This is a genomic window from Streptomyces sp. cg35 (genome assembly GCF_050410835.1).
GTDB lineage: Bacteria > Actinomycetota > Actinomycetes > Streptomycetales > Streptomycetaceae > Streptomyces.
The window spans coordinates 3912735-3933603 of the sequence record NZ_CP191268.1 but is presented as its reverse complement, the minus strand read 5'-3'; the positions used below and the strand labels follow the sequence as shown (position 1 = coordinate 3933603).

26 protein-coding genes and 1 pseudogene are annotated in these 20869 nt (G+C 66.8%); 17 read left to right on the top strand and 10 right to left on the bottom strand.

Features of this window, described 5'->3' with window-relative positions:
- Positions 1-66: 66 nt before the first annotated feature.
- Both ACQUQD_RS17855 and ACQUQD_RS17850 read left to right on the top strand, forming a co-directional pair.
- The gene (locus ACQUQD_RS17855) at positions 67-1461 is read left to right on the top strand and encodes an MFS transporter (RefSeq protein WP_428953088.1); all 1395 of its coding nucleotides are present in this window, start codon (positions 67-69) and stop codon (positions 1459-1461) included.
- Between the two features lie 55 nt (positions 1462-1516).
- Complete coding sequence (locus tag ACQUQD_RS17850; RefSeq protein WP_428953087.1) at positions 1517-2104, top strand: GNAT family N-acetyltransferase; 588 nt, start codon at positions 1517-1519, stop codon at positions 2102-2104.
- Here the strand turns inward: ACQUQD_RS17850 and ACQUQD_RS17845 are convergent.
- Complete coding sequence (locus tag ACQUQD_RS17845) at positions 2101-2439, bottom strand: DoxX family protein (protein WP_428953086.1); 339 nt, start codon at positions 2437-2439, stop codon at positions 2101-2103. The two genes, ACQUQD_RS17850 and ACQUQD_RS17845, sit on opposite strands and share 4 nt — an antisense overlap.
- A 177-nt stretch (positions 2440-2616) precedes the next feature.
- Between ACQUQD_RS17845 and ACQUQD_RS17840 the strand changes: the two genes are divergently transcribed.
- Together ACQUQD_RS17840 and ACQUQD_RS17835 are read left to right on the top strand one after the other, a co-directional pair.
- Positions 2617-3756 carry a GNAT family N-acetyltransferase gene (locus ACQUQD_RS17840; protein ID WP_428953085.1) on the top strand — a complete coding sequence of 380 codons (1140 nt, stop codon included), beginning with the start codon at positions 2617-2619 and terminating at the stop codon, positions 3754-3756.
- Positions 3757-3820: 64 nt separating this feature from the next.
- On the top strand, positions 3821-4222 hold the full coding sequence (locus ACQUQD_RS17835; RefSeq protein WP_428953084.1) for a hypothetical protein: 402 nt from the start codon (positions 3821-3823) through the stop codon (positions 4220-4222).
- A 183-nt stretch (positions 4223-4405) separates the two neighbouring features.
- Here the strand turns inward: ACQUQD_RS17835 and ACQUQD_RS17830 are convergent, their stop codons facing one another.
- Positions 4406-4729, bottom strand: a complete 324-nt coding sequence (locus ACQUQD_RS17830; RefSeq protein ID WP_428957592.1) for a response regulator transcription factor — start codon at positions 4727-4729, stop codon at positions 4406-4408.
- A 175-nt stretch (positions 4730-4904) separates the two neighbouring features.
- On the opposite strand from ACQUQD_RS17830, the gene ACQUQD_RS17825 reads away from it, so the two are divergent.
- Entirely contained in the window at positions 4905-5237 is a 333-nt protein-coding gene (locus tag ACQUQD_RS17825) for an SCO4225 family membrane protein (RefSeq protein WP_428953083.1), read from the top strand.
- Here the strand turns inward: ACQUQD_RS17825 and ACQUQD_RS17820 are convergent.
- The 3 genes from ACQUQD_RS17820 to ACQUQD_RS17810 form a co-directional block, all read right to left on the bottom strand.
- Positions 5143-5616, bottom strand: a complete 474-nt coding sequence (locus ACQUQD_RS17820; RefSeq protein ID WP_428953082.1) for an STAS domain-containing protein — start codon at positions 5614-5616, stop codon at positions 5143-5145. The two genes, ACQUQD_RS17825 and ACQUQD_RS17820, sit on opposite strands and share 95 nt — an antisense overlap.
- Before the next feature lie 359 nt (positions 5617-5975).
- Positions 5976-6965 carry an AraC family transcriptional regulator gene (locus ACQUQD_RS17815; RefSeq protein WP_428953081.1) on the bottom strand — a complete coding sequence of 330 codons (990 nt, stop codon included), beginning with the start codon at positions 6963-6965 and terminating at the stop codon, positions 5976-5978.
- Positions 6966-7246: 281 nt separating this feature from the next.
- Complete coding sequence (locus ACQUQD_RS17810; protein ID WP_428953080.1) at positions 7247-8359, bottom strand: NAD(P)/FAD-dependent oxidoreductase; 1113 nt, start codon at positions 8357-8359, stop codon at positions 7247-7249.
- Between the two features lie 536 nt (positions 8360-8895).
- On the opposite strand from ACQUQD_RS17810, the gene ACQUQD_RS17805 reads away from it, so the two are divergent.
- Both ACQUQD_RS17805 and ACQUQD_RS17800 read left to right on the top strand, forming a co-directional pair.
- The gene (locus tag ACQUQD_RS17805; protein ID WP_428953079.1) at positions 8896-9573 is read left to right on the top strand and encodes a DUF6193 family natural product biosynthesis protein; all 678 of its coding nucleotides are present in this window, start codon (positions 8896-8898) and stop codon (positions 9571-9573) included.
- A gap of 34 nt (positions 9574-9607) precedes the next feature.
- Positions 9608-9774: pseudogene (locus ACQUQD_RS17800) on the top strand (site-specific integrase); the annotation flags it as partial.
- Positions 9775-10071: 297 nt separating this feature from the next.
- On the opposite strand, the gene ACQUQD_RS17795 reads toward ACQUQD_RS17800, so the two are convergent.
- Both ACQUQD_RS17795 and ACQUQD_RS17790 read right to left on the bottom strand, forming a co-directional pair.
- Positions 10072-10245, bottom strand: coding sequence for a hypothetical protein (locus ACQUQD_RS17795; RefSeq protein ID WP_428953078.1), 174 nt, complete (start codon positions 10243-10245; stop codon positions 10072-10074).
- A 378-nt stretch (positions 10246-10623) separates the two neighbouring features.
- Positions 10624-11829: a restriction endonuclease gene (locus ACQUQD_RS17790; RefSeq protein WP_428953077.1), complete on the bottom strand. Its 1206-nt coding sequence runs from the start codon at positions 11827-11829 to the stop codon at positions 10624-10626.
- Positions 11830-12255: 426 nt separating this feature from the next.
- On the opposite strand from ACQUQD_RS17790, the gene ACQUQD_RS17785 reads away from it, so the two are divergent.
- On the top strand, positions 12256-13353 hold the full coding sequence (locus tag ACQUQD_RS17785; protein WP_428953076.1) for a hypothetical protein: 1098 nt from the start codon (positions 12256-12258) through the stop codon (positions 13351-13353).
- A gap of 1088 nt (positions 13354-14441) precedes the next feature.
- Here the strand turns inward: ACQUQD_RS17785 and ACQUQD_RS17780 are convergent.
- The 3 genes from ACQUQD_RS17780 to ACQUQD_RS17770 form a co-directional block, all read right to left on the bottom strand.
- Positions 14442-14996 carry a hypothetical protein gene (locus ACQUQD_RS17780; RefSeq protein WP_428953075.1) on the bottom strand — a complete coding sequence of 185 codons (555 nt, stop codon included), beginning with the start codon at positions 14994-14996 and terminating at the stop codon, positions 14442-14444.
- A 489-nt stretch (positions 14997-15485) separates the two neighbouring features.
- Positions 15486-16049: a GNAT family N-acetyltransferase gene (locus ACQUQD_RS17775; RefSeq protein ID WP_428953074.1), complete on the bottom strand. Its 564-nt coding sequence runs from the start codon at positions 16047-16049 to the stop codon at positions 15486-15488.
- Positions 16046-16819 carry a GntR family transcriptional regulator gene (locus ACQUQD_RS17770; RefSeq protein ID WP_428953073.1) on the bottom strand — a complete coding sequence of 258 codons (774 nt, stop codon included), beginning with the start codon at positions 16817-16819 and terminating at the stop codon, positions 16046-16048. Before ACQUQD_RS17770 ends, ACQUQD_RS17775 begins: the two co-directional genes overlap by 4 nt.
- Before the next feature lie 157 nt (positions 16820-16976).
- On the opposite strand from ACQUQD_RS17770, the gene ACQUQD_RS17765 reads away from it, so the two are divergent.
- From ACQUQD_RS17765 to ACQUQD_RS17725, 9 genes are all read left to right on the top strand, one after another.
- Complete coding sequence (locus tag ACQUQD_RS17765) at positions 16977-17306, top strand: hypothetical protein (RefSeq protein ID WP_428953072.1); 330 nt, start codon at positions 16977-16979, stop codon at positions 17304-17306.
- Positions 17307-17308: 2 nt separating this feature from the next.
- Positions 17309-18646: an FtsK/SpoIIIE domain-containing protein gene (locus tag ACQUQD_RS17760; protein WP_428953071.1), complete on the top strand. Its 1338-nt coding sequence runs from the start codon at positions 17309-17311 to the stop codon at positions 18644-18646.
- Between the two features lie 86 nt (positions 18647-18732).
- Positions 18733-18927: a hypothetical protein gene (locus ACQUQD_RS17755; protein ID WP_428953070.1), complete on the top strand. Its 195-nt coding sequence runs from the start codon at positions 18733-18735 to the stop codon at positions 18925-18927.
- A gap of 5 nt (positions 18928-18932) precedes the next feature.
- Positions 18933-19106 carry a hypothetical protein gene (locus ACQUQD_RS17750; RefSeq protein ID WP_428953069.1) on the top strand — a complete coding sequence of 58 codons (174 nt, stop codon included), beginning with the start codon at positions 18933-18935 and terminating at the stop codon, positions 19104-19106.
- Positions 19107-19182: 76 nt separating this feature from the next.
- Positions 19183-19848, top strand: coding sequence for a DUF2637 domain-containing protein (locus tag ACQUQD_RS17745; RefSeq protein ID WP_428953068.1), 666 nt, complete (start codon positions 19183-19185; stop codon positions 19846-19848).
- Between the two features lie 20 nt (positions 19849-19868).
- The gene (locus ACQUQD_RS17740) at positions 19869-20057 is read left to right on the top strand and encodes a mobile element transfer protein (RefSeq protein ID WP_428953067.1); all 189 of its coding nucleotides are present in this window, start codon (positions 19869-19871) and stop codon (positions 20055-20057) included.
- 10 nt (positions 20058-20067) lie between these two features.
- Positions 20068-20223, top strand: coding sequence for a hypothetical protein (locus ACQUQD_RS17735; protein WP_428953066.1), 156 nt, complete (start codon positions 20068-20070; stop codon positions 20221-20223).
- Between the two features lie 27 nt (positions 20224-20250).
- On the top strand, positions 20251-20577 hold the full coding sequence (locus ACQUQD_RS17730) for a SpdD-like protein (protein ID WP_428953065.1): 327 nt from the start codon (positions 20251-20253) through the stop codon (positions 20575-20577).
- A 93-nt stretch (positions 20578-20670) separates the two neighbouring features.
- Positions 20671-20868, top strand: a complete 198-nt coding sequence (locus tag ACQUQD_RS17725) for a hypothetical protein (RefSeq protein WP_428953064.1) — start codon at positions 20671-20673, stop codon at positions 20866-20868.
- Position 20869: the final 1 nt, after the last annotated feature.

Here is a 20869-nt window from a genome sequence, read left to right as displayed (position 1 = left end):
ACAGGCGTGCATATGTTGCAACAACAGGGGTTCCAGGTCGTCCCAGCCAGCGTGAAAGGGAGTGAGATGAGCCCGAAGGCGAGCGCATCCGCCCACAAGGAGTCCGCCGAGGAGTTCTCCGAGGAGTTCTCCGAGGAGGCCCGCAAGGATTCCCGCGAGGAGTCCGCCCCGCCGAAGGAGATGAGCGCCCGGACGCGGCAGCGCCGCACCGCCGCGGCGAGCGTCGTCGGCTCGATCCTCGAGTGGTACGACTTCTTCCTCTTCGGTGCCTGTGCCGCGCTGGTCTTCAACAAGGTCTTCTTCCCGGACGTCTCCCCGTTCGCGGCGACGCTCGCCTCGTTCGCGACGTTCGGCCTGGGCTTCGCGGTGCGCCCCATCGGCGGCCTCGTCCTCGCCCACCTCGGCGACCGGATCGGCCGCCGCCCCGTCCTGATCCTCACCGTGCTCCTGATGGGCGTCGGCACCCTGGCCATCGGCGTCCTGCCCACGTACCACCAGATCGGCATCTGGGCGCCGGTCCTGCTCGTGCTGTGCCGGATGATGCAGGGCTTCGGCGTCGGCGCCGAACTCGGCGGCGCGTACGTCATGTCGACGGAGGCCGCACAGGACGAGAAGCGCGGGTTCTACGGATCGCTGCCCGGCGCCGGCGAGTTCATCGGCGTCGTCATCGCCTCCGGCGCGGTCGCCGCCGTCTCCACGCTGCCCGAGGACGACTTCCTCGGCTGGGGCTGGCGCATCCCGTTCCTGGCCAGCGCCGTCGTCGTGATCATCGCCCTGCTGATCCGCAACGCGGCACCCGAGACCGAGCAGTTCGAGGCCACCCGCGACAGCGGCAGGCGCGAGAAGCTCCCGGTCCTCGCCGCGGTCAAGGAGCGCCCCAAGGCGATCGCGCTGCTCATCGGCTCAGGCTGCGCCACGGCCATCGCCTCGTACGCGATCCAGGGCTATCTGCCCAGCTACCTCACCCACCAGCTCGGCCTGTCGTCCGGCACCTCGGTCCTCGGCATCACCATCGCCTCGGCCGTCTCGATCCTCACGATCCCGCTGGCCGGAGCGCTCTCCGACCGGATCGGCCGCAAGCCCGTGATGATCGGCGGCGCGGTGGCCATCACGCTCTTCGCGTACCCGTTCTTCTGGCTGGTCGACACCCGCGAACCGTGGCTGATCTATCTGGCGATCACGGTCGCGTTCGCGCTGATGCTGAACTCGATCTTCGCGGTCGCCGGCACGTTCTACGCCGAGTCGCTGCCCACCGAGGTCCGCTACAGCGGCCTCGTCTTCGTCCGCGAGATCAACGGCGTCATCTTCGCGGGCACTTCACCGTTCGTGGCGACGCTCCTGGTCGACGCGGGCGGCGACCGGCCCTGGTACCTGGCCGCGTACATGGCGGCGGCGGGCCTGGCCAGTGCCCTGTGCACCTGGCGCCTCCCGGAGACGGCGCCCGCCCGCACCAAGGGCTGACCCGGCCCCGTAATCCCGGATGCGGGGACCGGGCGGGCCCGGCGATGATGCGGACATGCCGATCGAGACGAAGCACACCATCACGCCGGGCACCCTGGCCTCCGCCCGACAGCCGACACTGCGCTCACCGGACGGCGAACTGGTCCTGCGCCGACCCGAGTTCGGCGACGCGCAGACCGTCCACGACGCCTTCCAGGACCCGGTCCTGCGCCGCTGGCACGCCCGCAGCATGGAGTCCCTCGACGAGGCGCGCGCCTGGGTGGAGACGGCGCACGAGACCTGGCGGCGGGAGACGGCGGCCCAGTGGCTCGTGACCCGGGCCGCCGACGGCGCCCCGCTCGGACGGATGGCGCTGCGCGCGATGGACCTCATGGAGGGCCTCGCCGAGATCGGCTACTGGGTGCTGCCGGAGGCCCGCGGCCGGGGCGCGGCCCCCCGGGCCCTGGCCACCCTGACGGACTGGGCCTTCGGTACGGGCTTCCACCGCCTGGAGCTGGAGCACTCGACCCGCAACGAGCCGTCGTGCCGGGTGGCCCACAAGGCCGGCTATCCACTGGAGGGCACCCGCCTCAGCTCGGCGCTGCACACGGACGGCTGGCACGACATGCACGTCCACGTCCGCATCCAGGGCCTGTCCTCCTAGGAGAGGACGAGAGCGGCGACGACCGGGGCCACGTACACCAGCGGGAACGGGACGTGCGAGAACCAGCGCGCCCGCACCACGGTGACGACGGCCCCGGTGAAGTACAGGACGAGCCCGATCGCCGCGGCGATCCCGACGGCCGGCACGGCGAGACCGACGAGCAGGCCGGCCGCCCCCGCGGCCTTCGCGGCGCCCAGCCACGGCATCCACGCGGCCGGCACCCCGTAGTCGGCCATCGGCTGCACCACCCAGGCGGCCCGGGCGAGGACGGAGACGGCGGAGAAACCGGCCATGACGGCGGCGACAACGGTGACGATCACGTGGGCGACAGACATCGAACACTCCTCAGCAGGCTTTTTCTCAGGCGGAGTCGATCCGCCGTCTCCCTGACCCGCCGGGCCGCGCGAACGTGACACCGCAGGGGCAACTGATCGTGCCCGAAGCACTCTTGACAGCGTGCGTACTATTTCGCGACCTTTGAGCCCCATGGGGGAATAGGGGGGCATCCTCAGGTGAAGATCACGACCTACAGACCCGAGGAGCTGAGCGCGGCGCTCCGCGGGGCCTGGCACGAGACGATGGACCAGTCACCGGATTACCAGAATCCGTTCCTGGCACCGGAGTTCGCGGCCGGGGTCGGCAGACACCGGGGCCGGGCGCAGGTGGCAGTGCTGCGCGAGGGCGGCGAGCCGGTCGGCTTCTTCCCCTACGAGAAGGGCCCGCTGGGTGTCGGCCGCGCCATCGGTCTCGGCCTGTCGGACTGCCAGGCGCTGGTGCACCGGCCCGGAGTCGCCTGGGACGCACAGGAGCTCCTGCGCGCCTGCGGGCTGGCGGTCTTCGAGTTCGACCACCTCGTCGAGGAGCAGAAGCCCTTCAGCCGCTACGTCACGGGCTCGTTCGCCTCACCGGTCCTCGACCTGAAGGACGGCGGCCACGACTCGTACCCGGAGTGGCTGCGAGCGACGTATCCAGGCCAGGCCAAGACGACGTTGAAGAAGGAACGCCGCCTGAGCCGCAACGTGGGGGAGATGCGCTTCGTCTACGACGAGCGCGACCCCAAGGTGCTGCGCCAGCTCATGCGGTGGAAATCCGCCCAGTACCGCAGGACGGGCCGCATGGACCGCTTCGCCCGCCCCTGGATCGTCGGCCTCGTCGACCACCTCTTCGACGTCCGTGAGGACCACTTCACGGGCGTCCTCTCGGTGGTCTACGCGGGCGACCGCCCGGTGGCCGCCCACTTCGGCCCGACGTCCCGCTCGGTCCTCGCGGCCTGGTTCACCGCCTACGACCCCGAGTTCAGCTACTACTCGCCCGGCCTGATGATGCATCTGCGCATGGTCGAGGCGGCCGGCCGCCACGGCATCCGCCTCATGGACTGGGGCCGCGGCGAGAAGGAGTACAAGGACTGGCTCAAGACCCGCGAACTGCGCGTCTGCGAGGGCTTCGCGACCCGCGCGCACCCGGTGGCGGCGGCACACCGCCTGTGGCGGCGGCCGGTCCGCGGCCTGCGCAACACGGTGCTGGCGCATCCGGCGCTGCGCGAGCGGGCGGACCGGCTGCTGAAGACGGTGGGGTCGATGCGCGAGGGCGGCCCGCCCGGGTCCGGTCCTGGTTCCGGGCCTCGTTCCGGTCCTGGTTCCGGGCCCGGGTAGTACTCGGCCGGATCTGAGTACGTGTGCGCTGGCCGGCGCCGGGGCGAGCCGGGAGGCTCGACCCATGGAACAAGGACCGCGCAACCCCGTCCGCCGGCTGACGTCCGACCTGGTGCCGGGCCTGGCGCTGGCCGGCCTGGCCCTGGCGGCATGGGCCGCCTGGCTGGGCTGGGACCAGCACCGTGACGTGCACCCCGACGGCACGACGACCGGCCCGTACGCGGCATGGCAGGTGATCGGCCTGGCACTGACGCTGCTGGTGCCGGTGTGCTGGGCGGCGTCCCGGCGCCACGTCACCGGCACGGTGCTGGGCACCTCGGCCGGCCTCACCGTCGCCGCCTTCGTCGACTGGTCGGACGACTCCAGCGGCCTCTACGCGGTCGGCGCGGGCATGGTCATGGTGGGGAGCCTCGCCGCGACCGCCGTCGTCTGCGCCCTGATCACCTCGGTGAGACGAGCGGCCTGACAGCGGGCCGGCCCACGGCCGGGCCACGCCCGCCGCCCGGAAGCGGGAGCCCTCCGGGCGGCCGGGGCGGCCGGGCCGTCCACCCGCAACCGCAGGAGGCGGGTGCGGCGCGTGACAGCCCCGACCGAGCTGTTGGGACAGCCCAGCCGGGCGGTCCCGGAGCCGGTCCGTCACACCGCGCGCTCACGGCTCCGGGAACTGTGTGGACTCCGGGGACTCCGTGGACTCCCCGGGCGGTATCCGCAACAGCCCGGACCGGGCGGCGAGGACGACCGTCTCCAGCTGACTGTGCGCGTCCAGTTTCGCCATGATCCGCTTCACATGGCCACGCGCGGTGTGCGGGCTCACCACGAGCCGTTCCGCCATGGCCCGCGGACCGAGTCCCTGGCCCGTCAACCGCAGCACCTCCCTCTCCCGCGCGGTGAGCCCCGACCGGTCTTCTGCTTGCGGCTGCGACGGGCGCCGCCGCCACCGGCCTCCGGCACCGGCCCGCCCTGAACTCCCCAGCGCCTACGGCCTCGCGGTCGAAACCGACGATCCCGTACCGGCAGACGCCCGGCCTGAGCTCGGGTGGCGTGACCACCTACGGGAACCGGGGCGAACCGATTGGGTACAGGTACTCACGACACAGCCGCGCTTCCGCCGGAACCTTGGGGCACACCACGTCTCCAGGGGGAAACCGATGAACGCTCGCACTGTGTCCCGTCTGACGTTCGGCAACGCGGCTTCGGCGGCTTACCTGGGCCTTGTCGGCGCGTCGGTCGTCTTCGAGGTGGCCGCGGCGCTGCTCGCGGACCCCGGAATCGTCGGAGTATGGCCCTTCCTCCTCACCGCCCCCACCTCCTTGCTGGCGGCAGGAACCGTCGGGGCGGTCGGAGGCATGCACGCGTCCGTCTGGTACCTGGCCGGCGGGGTCGTCATCAGCGCCCTGCTCCAGTCGTTCGCGCTCGGACTGCTCCTGGAGACGCTGCGCGGGCGTCGCGGAGGGGCGGCGGCTCGTCTGCGCCGGGGCTGAATCGCTCCGCTGCCTTTCCGCGGTCAGACGTCTGCGCTATCGCGCTCCATAACGTCGGGAACACCTCAAAGAACTGAAGTGTGCCCGTCACTTCTAGGCGTCGACGCGCTACTGCGCTGAGTGGCCCCGCAAGGCAGAGCGGGTTCTCTCCTTTGCGTACAGGCTTCAGCAGCGCGCAGAGGGCTTCTGCGCTGAAGAATGTGGCGTCGGACAGGTCGACCACGATCTGTTTCCCTGACCGTCGGCCCAGATCAAGACTCGCCCTCAAGCCTTGAAGGCCCCACTCGTCTTTCACGTTGTCGCCCAGGCAGATGACGAACTGACGGTTCAACTCCGCGACGAGAACTGCCTGTTCGGGAAGGGGAGAACTGGATTGCATGCTGTACTACCTCGGCGCCGACAGATGTGTGACTGACCCCGAAACACCCGAGTCCCCCGCGCTTGTCGAGGCCGCGGAGGCGTACGGGCAGGGCTCCACGCGTATCTCCGTAGAGCGCAGCAGCGGGAGCCGGGGTCCGGGGTTCCCGCTGTTGAGCCGGGCGGGCTGCGCTGCCCACCCCATCTCGTTCACGTCATGTCCGGCACGCCTTCGGTGACGCTGAGGGGAGGCTATGGCCCTGCGGCAGCGGGCAACGCTCCGGATTGCGCGGCACTATCCAGAAAACGCGAGACATATGTAAGCCGGCTAGGACACCGGCAGTTTCGATGCTGCGCGGTCGGAAGGTGGAACGCCGTGGGTCAGAAGGTGCGCAGGGTCTGGGAGGGCGTTTCCCCGAACCGGACCCGGTAGCGCTGTGCGAACCGGCCCAGGTGCGCGAATCCCCACTGGTAGGCGACATCGGTGACGGTCGCGGTGCCCGGCGGTGAGGTCCGCAGCTGCATCCGTACGCGCTGCAACCGCACCTCGGTGACGTATGCCATCGGGGACATGCCGACGTGCTTGTGGAACGCCTCCTGCAGGGTTCGCAGGCTGACCTGGGCGACGGCCGCGAGCCGGCCCGCGTCGTACGGCTCCGCCGGGCGTTCCCGCACGACGTCCATCACCCGCTTGACCGCGGCAGGGCGCATCGGCGGCGGCGCGGCCTCCAGCTGGGCACGGTAGGAATGATCGGTCGCCAGCAGCAGCCCCTGGAGCAGGGTCTGCTCCAACCGGCCCGCGATGAGGGGCTGGCGCAGCAGGCCGTGCGGGATGTCCCAGTCCAGCAGGGTCCACCGGGTCAGGTTCGCCCAGCTGCGGCCGGGGCCCCGGGTGATGTCCATATACGGCTTGAAGCGTGGCTGCCGCCCCAGTGGCCTGCCCAACAGGGTTTCCAGCTGGCGGTGCATAGCCGGCTTGTCGACCTTCACGGCGAGGACACGGCAGTCGGGTGACCAGTCGTAGACGCTGATGTCCCGGGCAGGGTCGTAGATGATGGCCGTGCGTGTGGTGGTGTGCACGGGCGGGGCGGAGCCCTCCTGGACGCCGAAGCCGCCTACGAGCGGAACGCAGACGTGGTAGAAGCCCGGCTCGCAGTAGCCCGTCGTGATCTCGGTACCGAAGCTGACGTCGCCGACGGTCAGCGCGCCGAGGTCGGCCATGTCGATCCGGGTCACGAAGTCCTGCGCGTCCGCTTTCTTCACATCGAGCCGAAGGTCGTAGTACACCTCCGAGAGCACGTGACTTGCTTCCTCCACGGAACGCGTGACAAACGTGCTCGACTCGGCCGCCTGACCGTGCGTGGACCCCATGACCTGCCCCCCCTTGCGCTGGCACCAGGATGGCCCGCACCGGGGTGGACACACGGAAGGATGGCGATTCTTGGAGTCGGCTTGTCCGCTCTTTTGGATGGTGGTGATGATCTCTGCTCGGTGGATGAACTTCTGTGCATCCTCGACTTGCCCAGCGGTGCTTCTGCCAGCGGCTGCGTAGTCGGTCAACGGTGCGAACTGCCGTGGCACGGTGGGCAGTTGTCATCGTTGGTCACCGCTGAGCGTCCTCCCACTGCTCGTAGACGGCCCGGCCCGGACTGTCACGGGGCGAACCGCTCGGGGGAGAAGTCCGCAAGCATCTCGTCTCTCTCCCCGCTGAGGATCTCCGAAGCAAGCAGGCGGCCGATTACCGGCCCGAGCGTGATGCCGCTGTGGGAAACGGCTTCGTAGTAGCCCGGCACAGACGGCACTGCTCCCACCGAGGGAAATCCGTCGGCTGGGATCGGTCGGTTGACCACACGTGTCTGTGCGATGCGACCGCTGCCGAGATCGGGCACGACCTGTCGCGCCGATTCGTGGAGCAGCCGTGCGAGTTCCGACGGATCTTCGCCGGTGTCGATGAGTGCGTCGATCTCGCGGCTGTGGAGGACTACCGAAGAGCTCCCGTCAGGACGGATCTCGATACGAGGAGCGTGCATGGCCCGGCGAACCGGGACCTGAGCACAGCCGATCCGCGTGACGACGCCGGGTTCCCGGCGCATGGGCAACTGCCGCGAGACGAGCTCGGCCACGTCGGCAGCGTCGGGGCCCGCCGCGTTCACGACGATGTCGACGTCGAGACAACTCCCGTCGGACAGAGCAACCGACCGGATGCTCCCGTCGGCGCCGGTGCCGATGTCACGGACCGTGGTGCCGAATCGGTGCTCGGCGCCGGATGCGACGGCCTTGTTCACCAGGCGGCTGACCAGATGACGTCCGTGCACCCAGGCTTCGTCGGGGTAGAACACGACGGGAATGTCGTCGGGCACCGTGAGAGCAGGTTCGAGGCGACGGCGCACCTCGGCCCCCGTGCACACTTCGACCTGGTAGTTCCAGCTGGCCAGCAGCTCCGCTGCTTTCAGGAGCTGTCCCTCTGCTGTGGGATCGGCTGCCCAGCGCAGATGACCACTGGGATACCACCAGGAGTCCGGACCGATGATCCTGGCAAGCTCACGGTGCGCTTCCATGCCCGCGACGTTCAGGTCGAAGTAGGACTTGCGCACCGTCTTGTTGCTGGCATTGGCCCACGAGAAGGACCAGTTGGTGACTCCTTCTCCCGGCTGGCCTGCGTCGATGAAGACCACTTTGACGCCGCGCCGGGACAGGTTCCAGCCCACGCCGGCTCCGAGGACGCCTACTCCGACGACAGCAACTCGTTCAGGCTTCACGAACATGCCTTTCCCCCTCCCAGCTCGCGGCAACCCGGCACTCACCCGGGATGGGAGCCCACCACGCTCACCACGATGGGAGGCAGGAGCGGCGCCCCGAGCGGATCCGGGAAGCCCGCCGAGAGACTCGTAACAGCTCGTGAGGACTGGTCCGTCGAGCGTGCCTCCGCCTTGCGATCTGGCTGGTCGCCAGGTGTTGTTGAAGTGACGGATCGCCCCCTCAACCGCTGGTGGTCCAGTCGCCGCACAGAGGATGATGGCGGCCCTCTCTTCAGGAGGTCAGAGGGCAGGGAACCAACTGCGATGACTGCCGCCGCTCGGGCCGGGACTGGCGCACTTAAAGCGCTGCATCAGCCCAGGATCCGCGTGTTCAGGCTTGGTAGGAGCGAGGTTGGGCCCCGCCTGAACGGTGGCGCACGTCGCTGAATGAGACGGAAGCGGAGACGGAGATACCACTCACCTGCCGGCCTCTGTCTGGTCTTCTTGCTCCGAGTGGCACGGCGTACCTTGGCTCGCTGGGTATCTCACTGGCGGAGGCGGGGATGATGACGGGTGGCCAAAGGGCGGGGAAGACCGATTCCGATGGCACGCGGCAGGACGGTCTGGCCCAACGCATGCGACACATCGCCATGACTCATGGGCTCGACCTGGGCGAGGTCCGGGCAGTGGACGGCTCGTCCGACGATGCGGAGGCTGTCAGCGACAGAGGGCCGATCCTCGTGTCCCTGCGCACGGACGGGATGATCCATGTGCTGTTTCAGCGTCACCGGACCTTCCCGCTGACGAGCGGTTGGACAGACGAACTCGTCGCTGTAGTGGAAGCGGCAGCCTTGTGGCGCCGAGGATGCACTCTGCGGGCCCTGCATGAACGCTTCCCGTTCATGAGCTGGAGCGAACTGGAGCAGGCGTTTGAAGACGGCAACCCGGTTCCCGTCAAGTGGACGCAGCTGCTTGCCAGCTCATGGCACCTGAGTGATCGGCCGTTCATTCAGGCGGCCCACGACCATCCTGAATTGCGCCTCTTTTATCCGGACATCAGCCACGGGAGCTTGATACTGAGCCGGAAGCCGTTCGAGATGGACGCCGGCCTGGCGAAGGTCACTCCGCTTTCGGAAGGCGATTACCTGGTGACCATGTTCCCGGGTGGGTTCCGGCGGGAAGTGAAGACGCTGGACGCGGCCCTTGAGGTCGCAGCAGCCTGTTTCCGTTCACTTGGCTGAGTACTCAGGCGAGCGGGAGACCGAGTGCGAGGGTCGCCAGGCTCTGCCCGGCGGCATCCGCGTCATCCGGCTCCACGATGCTCGGCACGGCGCCGCGACCCTCCTCCCAGCGGCCGGAGTACGCACGTCGTCCAGGACACCCGGCGCGAAGCGATGAGCGACATGGATCGGCTGCTCAGGACGCGTCGCGGTCGTCAGTGACCACACGCGTTGATGTCAGCCGTAGATGCCAAAGGCCCCGGACCATGATCGGTCCGGGGCCTTTTGGCTGGTGCCCCCGGCAGGATTCGAACCTGCGACACCCGCTTTAGGAGCGAGGTTGGGCGACTTGGCGGCTGACCTGCGGAAGTGGCGCTTCGGCGGACGTGGGGTACGCGCCCTGCCGGCGCCTGCTGTTTCCCGTGGTTCCCCGCTCGATCTGGCACGGTAGTGGCACGGGGGAGCATCTGATCCGTAGCTCTATGTGGATCGGTCAGGCTGGGGCAGAGAGGTCATCATCTAGGCGATGTCGGGTGTTGCTGTCCGCGGCTGGTTGCTGTGGTTGCGGTACTTCGCAGCTGTACTGCTGGCTGCAATGAACAGGCCAAGCAGCGCTCCTGCGTCCGCGTACGCACCGACGATCTTGGCCCAGGATGGTGAGACGAGCACGATCACAACGATGACTGTGATCATGGCCAGTTGGTGATGCGGGTTTGACACGCAGCGCTCGGCAAGGGGCAAACTCATATAGAGCCTCCGGGTTCGGTCGCCCACCTGCCGCTCGGCCTGCCAGCATGCGCGGTCAGGTGGGCTTCGTTCTGACCTGATGGATGCTAGCCGGCGACAAGCTGTCGCCTCAGTTCGTGCGATTACTCCCGGCTGCGCGGGTCGCACCCCGACTCTCAGGTGAACACCGAGCGTGACGACAGGTGCAAGAACTGCTTGCACCTTCGCAAGGCATTCTTGCGTTACTCACTGACACTTGGCCTTTGGTGGGGCTTACGCCAAGTAATTGTGGCGCACAGTGTTGGCGTGTTCTGGTTCCTCGCGGTACGTACCCAACTGGGCGTTCTACTCAAGCAAGATCTCTTCTGGCCGCCGGTTCGTGATCGCGATCTCCCTCTGGGTGAGGATGTGATCGAGGCAGGCCTCTAGGTCTCCCCCGTGATCATCTCGGGCCATGCTTCTAAGTTCCCGAGCTAGTTCCAATCCGTTGATCAAGACGATCGGGTACTGGTCTTCGACCATTTCTGTCTGTGCTGGCACGGAGTAGGCCCCGGTGGTGACGTACACGCCGATCCAGCCGCGGCGGAGTCTGGCCACGACGCGGGCGATCTGCTCCGCGGTGACGAGGTTGTCGAGCTTGACGCATTTGGCCTGCCCGAGGACGACAAGGCTGGTGCCAGCCAGTCCACTGCCGATGTCGAGCCGGCCTACGAAGTCGGCGCCACCATCGCCGGATCGACGCGTCAGCCACCCTTCGACGTAGCTGTTCCCAGCACCACGCATCACCCGTGCTGCTACTGCTGAGGCCACTGCCTCGAAGTCGTGCTTACGCCCGTCGAAGTGCTGGTAGATCAGCTCCAGGTCCTTGGCCTCAACGGTCCCCGGCTTGGCCCGCTGCTCGGGCACCTTGGTCACCTTGGCCCGGGCGACCCGCCGGCGGAGCCTGGGCAGGGCTGAGTGCCCGTGCTTGACCCACTCCCGCCAAGCCTGCGGGGCGAGTTCGAGCGTCTGCTCGTCCGCCATGTACTTGTCCCTGCGAGAGTCAATCCACGCCCAGGCAACCGTGTCGTCCTCGGTAGTGAGGTCGATGAGGGCGATGTCGTAGACGTAGTTCGTGAACGTCGCGTGGTCGCTACCGCCCCACTGCACCAGGCGCTCGGCCCGCTCGATCACGCCCAGTCCGCAGAACTCGACGTGCCCCTTGACCTTTCCGCTGCGCGATACCGCACGGAACAACAACAGCGGGACGGCGGCTGCCCGTTCCTCGGGCGTGTGCCCCTGGTGTCCGGTGAAGGCATCGAGCAGGGCTGCGTTTCCCGTGGTCCTGCCTGGCGCCGCGGTGGTCGTGGCCTTGTGGTCCCCGAAGTAGCGAACGTGCCCGTTGTCCATGTCGAACACGTCGTGCCAAGGCGTCTGCTCTGAGCCTGCCTTCCAGGGACTCGACCGGATGAGGATCACTGGCCGGCGCTCGCCGTCCGATGTCCGGACCTTGGCCATGCCGTTGATCCCAGCCTCCAGCAGAGCCCGTGCACGCTCCGGCGAGTGAGTCACGTGGTGGAAGTTGGGGTGCCCCTCGATCGCTGCTGGCTTTGGGTCCTTGCCTGTCGCGTAGCGATAGACCCGACCAACACGCAACTGCCCACCCACATGAACCCCCACCACAGAACTGGTCTGACGATCACCATGACCGTAGTGGCCAGCACTGACGGGCGGCCCAGACTCGTAAAGCCCTGAGCTTGGGAAGCTTGGGTGATCTAGGGCTAGTTGGGCGCCTGGCCTGCGGAGGAGTGGTCGGACGACCCTTGGCGGCGACGGACCGTTGACCCCTGTCCCCCGTGGCTCTCCGCCCAACCTGGCACGGATCTGGCACAGATCCAAGAAAGACGGTAGACGGGCCACTGGTGGGCCTCGCGTGACTTTTGCGCTTACTGACAAAGCGCGGGCGCGAGATGACCAATCGTTGCTAGCCTTCCGGGCGTGTCACAGGAGACCGGGCCGGGAAGCCAGCCCGAACAGAGCCACATGATCCTGCTTCCGATCAGATTGCATGAGAACCGCACCGTTGAGGGTCTCGACTTCGTGCCGTCTCCATGGGGGGCTCCCCTCGCTGCGGCGCTGAGGGGCAAGGGCGACGACGGGCAGCCCTGGCTTGCTATCGCCAACGAGACTCCGGTCAGTTGGCTTCGCGTCGGCACGCCGATCCCCAAGGCAGAATTGGAGATTCTCCACCTGCAACGGCTCGCGACTGATCACAGGTCTTCTACGGGTGGCGAACTGTACGATGCGATAGATCCGGTTGTCCCCGGTGAAGATCCCCCTGACATTTATGCACACGTGGCCGGAAGTAAGATCGGCTGGGAACTCACCGCGTTTAGTAATTCCAGTCGAAGGTACGCTCAAGCTCTCTTCTTTGAGGTCTCCAGGCGTCTTGCACTTCAGCAAAGGCATCGCATCGGTCACCTGACCGGTTACCACATTTCCATGTGGTTCGGCGCTTCCGATGATCCTGCTGGCTTGCCATTCAAGGTCAACAAGCAGAGCTCCTACGATCGTTTGATTGATGCCCTTGTAGCGCATCATCCAGATCCAAATCAATTCTTGGTGAAAGGATCTGGTCCCCCTATGCAGCTTACAAATGCCGACCCAGTGAGAACGCCTGACGATGTCAACTTCATGTCTATCCCGCTACTCGGAGGCTCTCCTGCATCTGGGCTTTTCTCAATGACCGGGATGAGTGTGGGGTTGGCTTTCCAGTCTGACCACTTCGCATCGCAAGAGTGGGCTAACCTGCGAAAGGTCGTAGAGCGGAAGGATAAACCTGCCAATAACTGTCTCCTGATTTCGGCTGGAGCCCCGGATGTCATGGGTAGGTGTTTTGTTGCTGAAGAGATCCTAGCTAATTTCATGATTGATCACCCGGAAGGTATCTCGGCGAATCACTTGACGTCAGTAGTTCTCCATTTTTGGAGCAGTGGCAGGGCTTTCGAATTGATAGGCCATGAACCCGTGGAGTTGTGGCCCGCTCTGTATCGGGGTTTGCATCCGATGGTGCACCCTTTCGCTCTGCCGGCATAAAATAGCGACTGCCATCAAGTCTTTGACTTGTCTCATCTCCGTTGTGCGGGCAACTGCTTACTGGTGAGCAGCCGACGTGACGCGCCCTGTCGACCTTCCCGACTATCGATATGAGAGTGTGATGGAGTCAGCGGATTGGATTGCTCTCTACGGCGCGATCGTAGCCACAGCTGTTGCAGTTTTTCAGGTGGCAACCCATTTTCGGGATAACCCGAGGGTCACGGTCACAGCGGCTTTTTCCTATTTGGCTAGCTCGGATGAGCAACAGTCCGCGACGCGTGGAACCCTGCGCCACGTAGAGCGGGGCGGTGACCGCGTGACTGAGGAGATGCTTATTTTCTTTACCGTCATGAATCGCGGGCGTAGGGCAGTGCAGATATCCTCCATTCACTGTGAGGATCTGCACGAGGCTACGCTGCGGACCTTTGAACTCACTCCCTCACCTCTACCAGTTACGCTCGAACCCCTCAGCTCAATTGAAGTGAGTATTCAAAAAGAAGTAGTGGACATGTTGGATAATGTGACGTCTATGGGGGCAGTTGATGCTCTGGGGCGGAGGCATAAAATATCTACGAGTGAGACGATTGAAATAGCCCGCGTCAGTTGGAATTCTCCAACGCGTGTTTCCTGGTATCGTCGCCGCGATGCTCCAGAGCGGCCACCCGTCCGAGCTTTTCAGATGCAAGATAATGCTCGCTTGCATTCTAGGCCGGCGCGTCCTTCTAGATTCTCGCGAAGTCCTTCAGTGATTGTGAGGCGCGATACTCCTCGACCGCCCAGTACTCACTGAGCGCTATAGTAAGGTCGGCGGAGTCTGAATGTTCGCGTCAAGGCGGCAGGGCTCTGTCCTGTCGATGAAAAACGTTACCCGGCCCAGGCTTTGAGTTCCGGTCTCAGCCTTATCGGGTCGATCGAGGCGCTCTCTCGACCGTGATGAACGTCCACTGAACCCTGGCCCGGCTGCCGCTGAGGTTCGGCGTTGATCGGCGCCGTACACCCTTGTTGGTGTCAGCCGCTGGTGTCAGATGACCTGGACGCCTTGACAGTTCGGCCGTCATTGCTACCAGCGGCAGGGGAACGTGTAGGCGTTACTGCACCAAAGTGAGGTTGTCCCCAGCAAGGCACCAGCGACGCCCATGCGAGTCGGTGAAGGAAACGCGAGGCACGTAGCTCCTCGGGTGGTCATCTTCCTTCCACTCACGGGCCTGGAAGTAGCACATAGAGCCGCGGCTCAGCATGGGAACTGTGAGTGGCAGTTCTTCACCGGCCCCTAGCTCCCTCCACTCGCAGGCTCTAACCGCTGGGCCGAGATGCCCAAAGTCAGCCGTTATTTCCTGAATTTCAGCTTCGCTCTGATTGTGTACAAGTACCGCTGCGGTCTGGTCATCAGCTTCGATGATGCCTTCGAAGCGATGACCGCTGAGTCGGACTCCGCGAGCCTGACGCTCTGTGCGTTCCTTCCGCTCCAAGACCAGCACGTCTCGCTCCACAGTGAGGACCGAAGCTTGCTGCGAGATGAACTCGCGCTGTTCTCGGATCTGATCTCGCTGGCTTTTAAGCGTCCAAGCAGCTGCACCAGCCGCAAGTGCGGCAAAGATCGCTCCTACCCACGTTGGGGCGTCCCCCCAGTCGATCGCATTCATCGAAACAGGCTAGGTACACCAGCCTGCACGCGGGTGGCTTTCCTCAACCACTACTCACCCCAGCTCCCATCCCGTCCGCCGTCGACCCACACGCCTGTGGAGCGGGCGTGGTTCATGGCGTCCAGGTGGAGCGCGCCACTGTACGAACGACCTGGACGCCATGAGCCGCGTCTGCTCGGCTCTGCCTGGGTCGACGATGGACGGGATGGGAGCCCCCAACGCTCGCCACGATGTGCCCGCGGCCGGGAACGGCGCCCCCTCCCACCCGGTGCCGGCCGATCCCCCGCCGGAGGCATCGTCTGTGACCGTGGGCCGGATGCGTGAAGTGCTCGACTCATGCCTCCGGGCCTATCTACTGTGGGCGCGCGTCGGCGCAGCGCCCGTAGCGCGGGCCGAAGGCATGAGCGCGAAGGGCAGCGGAGCCGGGAAGCGCGCCCGGCGGAGCGGAGCGCAGCCGGGGCTTGATGAGGTAGAGAAACTCGTAACAGCTCAGGCGGTCATGGGTCGCGGACTGGCCGTCCGGTCGGTGAGTCCGTGTTCAGCTTCCCGGGCCTGGCGTTGGGCTAGCCATCCCGAGACGCGAGGGCCTCCATTGACGGCGCCGCCGTGGAGAACGGTTCGTACATGCTGGAACCCCTGGCCCAAGTAGTACCGCTGGAGCGGCTCGTTGGTGGTCCACGCGTCGAGGCGAACCCACTTGGCACCCGCTCTGTACGCCCGGTCGCCGGCCCAATCCAGTAGCCGCCCGCCCCAGTTCTGCCCAGCGTAATCACGTGAGACCGTCAGCTTGTTGACGAACAACGACGGCTCCGCCAATTCCCCCTCCGTCCACAATCCCTCTTCAGCTTCGGGGGTGAGGGTGATGGTGCCGGCAGTCCTCTCTCCATCGCGCAGCATGAAGACGGTGCCCTGCTCGATGGTCTTCAACAGGCGGTCTGCCGGATACGGCCGACTCCACTGGTCGCTACCGAGTCGACTGATCCAGTCCGCGGCTTCGCGACGGAAGGCAAGCAGGTAGGAAAGATCGTCGGCGGTGGCGTTGGTGATGATCACTGAGGCTCGTTCCCGTCCCGGCCGGAAAGGTCGCCGATCTCGTAGTTCATGCGGTTGAGGTCGCCGCGCATCGTGGTGATGGTGCATCGAATGGGACGCTCGGCCGAGTAGCCGGTCCGGGTCCAGAGCAGTACCGGTACGCCGGCGCCAATCTCCAGAAGCCGGGCTTCTTCTGGGGTCGGCATGCGGGTCGCGACCTCGTCCCAGTAGCCGATCTGTTCGGTTCCCAGGCTCGTGAGGTAGCGCGTAGTCCCCTCGGCGATGTCGCCTGGTTCGGCGAGCCGTGGAGCCTCCGCCAGAAGCCAGTCCGGATAGTGCGTGGCCTGCGTCGACCACGGCACGTCATCAACAAACCGGTGGCAGAACCGCAGCACGGAACGCGAACCCGTCTCGATCTTCAGCCGCTGAGCGATGTACTCGGGCGTGGTGGTCAGCTCGACGCGGAATGTCTGATGCGGGCGCCGGCCTGCGTTGGACACGTCCGTGGAGAACGCGTCACCGTTCTGTGGGAAGGTCAGGTTCTCGAAGCGCGAGGCGTTGAGCTCGAACACCTCATGCTTGCGGACCTCGTAGCCGAGTCCCTGACTGGACGCGATGAGTCCCTGGCTCACGAGCAGACTCAAGCCCGACCGGACCGTGTTCCGAGAGGCGTCGAAACGCGCAGCAAGCTCCGACTCAGAGGGCAGTCGAGCACCGGGGCCGTACGTGCCGTTGTCGATCTCGCGCCGTAGCGCGTCGGCCACCTGTTGGTACTTCGGCTGCTTGCTCATGTCCCCATCATGACGCACTCGCTCAACTTGTTGGTACATGTTCGCGCCAAGTGCTTGACGTCTCACTCTCGGTGCCGCACTCTCGTAGACATCAGCCTGTACCAACAAGTTGACCAAGCGGTCCAACTGGGCCGAGTCTGAACTCAAGGGGACAGTTATGCCTTCCTTCAAGATCGACCTCTCGACCGCTGTGGTGTTCGTGGCGACCGCGCCGGCGCCGAAGTTGGCGAACAAGGCGACGGGTGAGCGGGCCATGGACCGGGAGACGAACGCGCCGTTGTCGACGGTGGGACTGCTGGTCTCGGACGAGGGGGAGGGGAGCCTGTATCAGGTGACCATCCCGGAGACGGGCATCCCGGAGGGTCTCGCGCCGGGTATGCCGGTGGCGGTGACCGGGCTCAAGGCGCGTGACTGGGAGAACGAGTTCAACGGGCAGAAGCGGCACGGGATCTCGTTCCGTGCGATCGCTGTCACCGCGGCGGCCTGATCATGACTGACCTGGCCCTGTGGGCAGAAGCGACCGGTGCCTTAGCCGGCGCGGGTGGCATCGGCTACATGAAGGTCCGTGCCCCGCGGGCGTACTGGACCACGGTCGGACTGCCCCTGACCTGGGGCCGGTTCACCGTGCAGTACCGGACCACGATGGACGTGTGCGGCCTGACGGTGCACCCGTCGGGGCTGCGGGCGTTCATGGCCCGCAATGTCGCCCGCCGCGAGGTACGGCCTGTCGCCCCGAAGATCCGCCGGGTGCGGGCCACGGCGACCGGTCTGCGGGTCACCCTCCGCCTCCCGGCCGGCCTGGAGCCTGCCGACATCGCTGCCGCCTCGGAGCGGCTGCGGCATGCCTGGGGTGTGCACGCGGTGAACGTGATCGCGACCAAGCCGGGCTATGTCGAACTGCGGATGACCGGTTTCGACGTGCTGCGCCGGGTGCGGATGCCGCGCAAGGTTCAGCCGCACGACTTGGTGGTGCCGGTCGCCCTGCGCGATGACGGGTTCGCCTATCTGCGGGATTACCGCAAGGTTCCGCACGCGCTGACCCTGGGCGCGAACCAGTCGGGGAAGTCGATGTATCAGCGGAACCTGATCAAGGGGCTGGCTCAACTCCCGGTTGCCCTGGTCGGGATCGACTGCAAGCGCGGGGTCGAGCAGTCCCGCTACGCGGCCCGGCTGTCGGCGCTGGCGACGAATCCGGATGATGCCGCTTCCCTGGTGGATGTGCTGGTGGCGGAGATGGAGGACCGCTTCGACCTGCTGGCCAAGCACGGCGCCTCCGACTTGTGGTCGCTGCCGGAGCGGTTGCGGCCGGCGCCGATCGTGGTCCTGGTCGACGAGATCGCGGAACTCTTCCTGATCGCCTCCCGGGCCGATGAGGCTCGCCGCGAACGCCTCGTCACCGGCCTGATCCGGCTGGCCCAACTGTCCCGCGCGGTCGGCATCTACCTGGAGATCTGCGGGCAGCGCTTCGGCTCCGAGCTAGGCAAGGGCGCCACCATGCTCCGCGCCCAGCTCACCGGCCGGGTGGTGCACCGGGTCAACGACAAGCAGACCGCGGAAATGGGGCTGAACGACGTGGCCCCGGAGTCCATCCCGGCTGCGTGCACCATCCCCCCGGACCGCCCCGGACTCGCCGTGGCGGCCGACTCCTCCGGCGGCTGGTCGCGCATCCGTACCCCGGAGACCAGCGAGGCTCAAACGGTCGCCGTCTGCGGCCAGTTTGCGCACCTGATCCCGGACCTTCCGGCCCTGGACCCGTTCCGCCCGGCCGCTCCGCTCACGGGTCTGATCATCCCGCCCATGCCGGAACAGGCCCCGGCGACTCCCTGACCTCTGTGTCCTATCCGGTTGGCGTGACCGTCTCGCGCCGGGTCCCTACCCCGCCCATGCCTGAATCCGAGAGGAGAACGACGCTCATGTGCCACTCCTGCGCCGACCTCGAAGTCACGTCCGCGCTCATCTCCGATCTCAACGACTACGCCGGCCTGCCGGGCGCTGATCTGGAGTTTCTGGACGTGACCGCCTACGGGCTGGTCTCCGCGATCCGCGTCATGCAGCAGCCGGAGGCGTACCCGCCGCCCGGGCACGGCTACCCCCGTCAGGACGGCTGATCGCCATGGCCGCGAAGAAGACGCCGGCGCCTCCTGCGCCTGCTGCGTGCCCGGTCTGCAAGGGCTCCGGTGAGGTCTCCGTGACGGTCCGGGTCGGCCGCAAGCGCCGGGTCGCCGGCCAGCAGACCGGGATGTGCCTGACCTGCCTGGGCTCCGGCGAAGCACCCACCGACGACTGACCCGCCCGGGGCCGGGCGGCCGGACCAAGTTCCCCGCCCCGCCCCGGGCTCAACGCCCGAATGGAGGTGATGCGACATGACCCGCTCACTGCGCCCGGACGCCGTACTCATCCAGGCCGTGATCGCCGGGGCGCTGTCCTTCGCCCACCTGCACGACCTTGCCTCGGCCGCCGGCCAGTCCGGCTGGAAAGCCTGGGCCTACCCCATCTCGGTCGACCTGCTCTTGGTCGCTGCCTGGCGCCGACTGCGCACCGCTCGCCGGGACCGGTCCGCCTGGACCTGGTTCCTGATCGCCCTCATCGCCTCGCTCGGCGCGAACATCGCCACCGCCGGACTCCTCGACCTGACGCGCGTGCCCGCGTGGCTGTGCATCCTCGTCGCCGGCTGGCCCGCCCTCGCCTTCCTGGGCGGCACCCTCCTCGTCCACTCACCCACCACACCGACCCCGGAACCTGCTCCGGCTGCCGCGCCCGTGTCTGCCTCGCCGGTGCCAGAGGTCGAGGTGCACCGCGAGGAAGAAGCGGCGCCGGAGCGGCAGGAGTTGGCTCCCACCACACCCCTTCCCGCCCCGGCTACAGCTCCTACGGCTGTGCCGCCGGCCTTGCTGGATCACGCCCGGAAGATCGCCGACACCCACCAGGCCTCGACCGGTGCCCCGATCGCCCCGGACACCCTGCGCGCCCGACTCGGCCTGCCCGCCCCAATGGCCGACGCCATCGCCGCCCACCTGCAACTCACCTGACCAGAAAGGAAACCGCTGCCATGACTGCCTATCGCCGCTTCCGCGATGTCCGCCGCTTCGGCCCGGTCCAGGTCGCCACCTTCTACGACGGTCGCGGACGCGAACGCCACGCCTCGGCCTGCACCGCCCCGCGCTGCGACTTCTCCACCGAGTACGACAACCGCTCGGCCGCCGAGCTCGCCGCCCGCACCCACCGCTGCAACGCCTAGGAGATCCGTCGTGGACGTTCCGCTCTGGCTTGCCCTGATCGTCGTCGGCTACCTCGGCATCAAGCTCGTCCGCCCGCCTTGGTGGCTCGTGATCCTGCTCCTGCTCGGGGGCTACCTCATCGCCGGCAGCTTCCTCGGCCCCGCTGTCGACTCCCTCATCAACTAACCCATGCGGAAGGGAGGTTCATCGCTCATGTTCACGCCCAAGGTCCCGGTCAACGACCAGCCCACCGGCCAGATCATCCCGCTGACCAACACGGCGGCTATGGATGGTCACCCGCACGCCCCGACCGACTGCTACTGCCGCCACCAGGCCCCGGCCGCTGCAACGTCGCGGCCCACGGTCCAGCTCACCCCCGGATCGCTCGCGCTGCTCGTCGGTGGCGGCACCGCTGCCGTCCTCGTGGTCGGGACGGTGCTGGTCTCTCTGCTCCTCGCGGTCGCCATCACCGCCGGCGCTCTCGCCATCGTCGCGCTCGTCATCCGCTCGCTCATCCACAGCGAGACCAAGCGCCGCTAAGCGGCTCCCGGAGCGGCCTCTACCGCCAAGTTTCGTCCGCTCCGGGCGCCTTCCCACTTCCTGATCCAACGGACCCGAAAGGGAAGCCCCATCATGACCCAGCCCACCCCTGCCCGCGCACCCATCTGCCCCGACTGCGACGGCTTCCCCGCCGTCAAGGTCACCCTCGGCGGACGCGACCACCGTGGACAGCGCCGCCTGATCACCGCCCACTGCCCCACCTGCCACGGCACCGGCACCCGCCACACCGCCAAGCCGCAGACCGTGGCGCTCGCCGGTTCGGGGCGGTGAT

What these genes read in the sequence shown, in the direction of transcription:
- ACQUQD_RS17855 (WP_428953088.1), top strand. Translation starts at nt 67, where the DNA reads ATGAGCCCGAAGGCGAGCGCATCCGCCCACAAGGAGTCCGCCGAGGAG.
- ACQUQD_RS17850 (WP_428953087.1), top strand. Translation starts at nt 1,517, where the DNA reads ATGCCGATCGAGACGAAGCACACCATCACGCCGGGCACCCTGGCCTCC.
- ACQUQD_RS17845 (WP_428953086.1), bottom strand. Translation starts at nt 2,439, where the DNA reads ATGTCTGTCGCCCACGTGATCGTCACCGTTGTCGCCGCCGTCATGGCC.
- ACQUQD_RS17835 (WP_428953084.1), top strand. Translation starts at nt 3,821, where the DNA reads ATGGAACAAGGACCGCGCAACCCCGTCCGCCGGCTGACGTCCGACCTG.
- ACQUQD_RS17825 (WP_428953083.1), top strand. Translation starts at nt 4,905, where the DNA reads ATGAACGCTCGCACTGTGTCCCGTCTGACGTTCGGCAACGCGGCTTCG.
- ACQUQD_RS17820 (WP_428953082.1), bottom strand. Translation starts at nt 5,616, where the DNA reads ATGCAATCCAGTTCTCCCCTTCCCGAACAGGCAGTTCTCGTCGCGGAG.
- ACQUQD_RS17815 (WP_428953081.1), bottom strand. Translation starts at nt 6,965, where the DNA reads ATGGGGTCCACGCACGGTCAGGCGGCCGAGTCGAGCACGTTTGTCACG.
- ACQUQD_RS17810 (WP_428953080.1), bottom strand. Translation starts at nt 8,359, where the DNA reads ATGTTCGTGAAGCCTGAACGAGTTGCTGTCGTCGGAGTAGGCGTCCTC.
- ACQUQD_RS17805 (WP_428953079.1), top strand. Translation starts at nt 8,896, where the DNA reads ATGATGACGGGTGGCCAAAGGGCGGGGAAGACCGATTCCGATGGCACG.
- ACQUQD_RS17795 (WP_428953078.1), bottom strand. Translation starts at nt 10,245, where the DNA reads ATGATCACAGTCATCGTTGTGATCGTGCTCGTCTCACCATCCTGGGCC.
- ACQUQD_RS17780 (WP_428953075.1), bottom strand. Translation starts at nt 14,996, where the DNA reads ATGAATGCGATCGACTGGGGGGACGCCCCAACGTGGGTAGGAGCGATC.
- ACQUQD_RS17770 (WP_428953073.1), bottom strand. Translation starts at nt 16,819, where the DNA reads ATGAGCAAGCAGCCGAAGTACCAACAGGTGGCCGACGCGCTACGGCGC.
- ACQUQD_RS17765 (WP_428953072.1), top strand. Translation starts at nt 16,977, where the DNA reads ATGCCTTCCTTCAAGATCGACCTCTCGACCGCTGTGGTGTTCGTGGCG.
- ACQUQD_RS17760 (WP_428953071.1), top strand. Translation starts at nt 17,309, where the DNA reads ATGACTGACCTGGCCCTGTGGGCAGAAGCGACCGGTGCCTTAGCCGGC.
- ACQUQD_RS17755 (WP_428953070.1), top strand. Translation starts at nt 18,733, where the DNA reads ATGTGCCACTCCTGCGCCGACCTCGAAGTCACGTCCGCGCTCATCTCC.
- ACQUQD_RS17750 (WP_428953069.1), top strand. Translation starts at nt 18,933, where the DNA reads ATGGCCGCGAAGAAGACGCCGGCGCCTCCTGCGCCTGCTGCGTGCCCG.
- ACQUQD_RS17745 (WP_428953068.1), top strand. Translation starts at nt 19,183, where the DNA reads ATGACCCGCTCACTGCGCCCGGACGCCGTACTCATCCAGGCCGTGATC.
- ACQUQD_RS17740 (WP_428953067.1), top strand. Translation starts at nt 19,869, where the DNA reads ATGACTGCCTATCGCCGCTTCCGCGATGTCCGCCGCTTCGGCCCGGTC.
- ACQUQD_RS17730 (WP_428953065.1), top strand. Translation starts at nt 20,251, where the DNA reads ATGTTCACGCCCAAGGTCCCGGTCAACGACCAGCCCACCGGCCAGATC.
- ACQUQD_RS17725 (WP_428953064.1), top strand. Translation starts at nt 20,671, where the DNA reads ATGACCCAGCCCACCCCTGCCCGCGCACCCATCTGCCCCGACTGCGAC.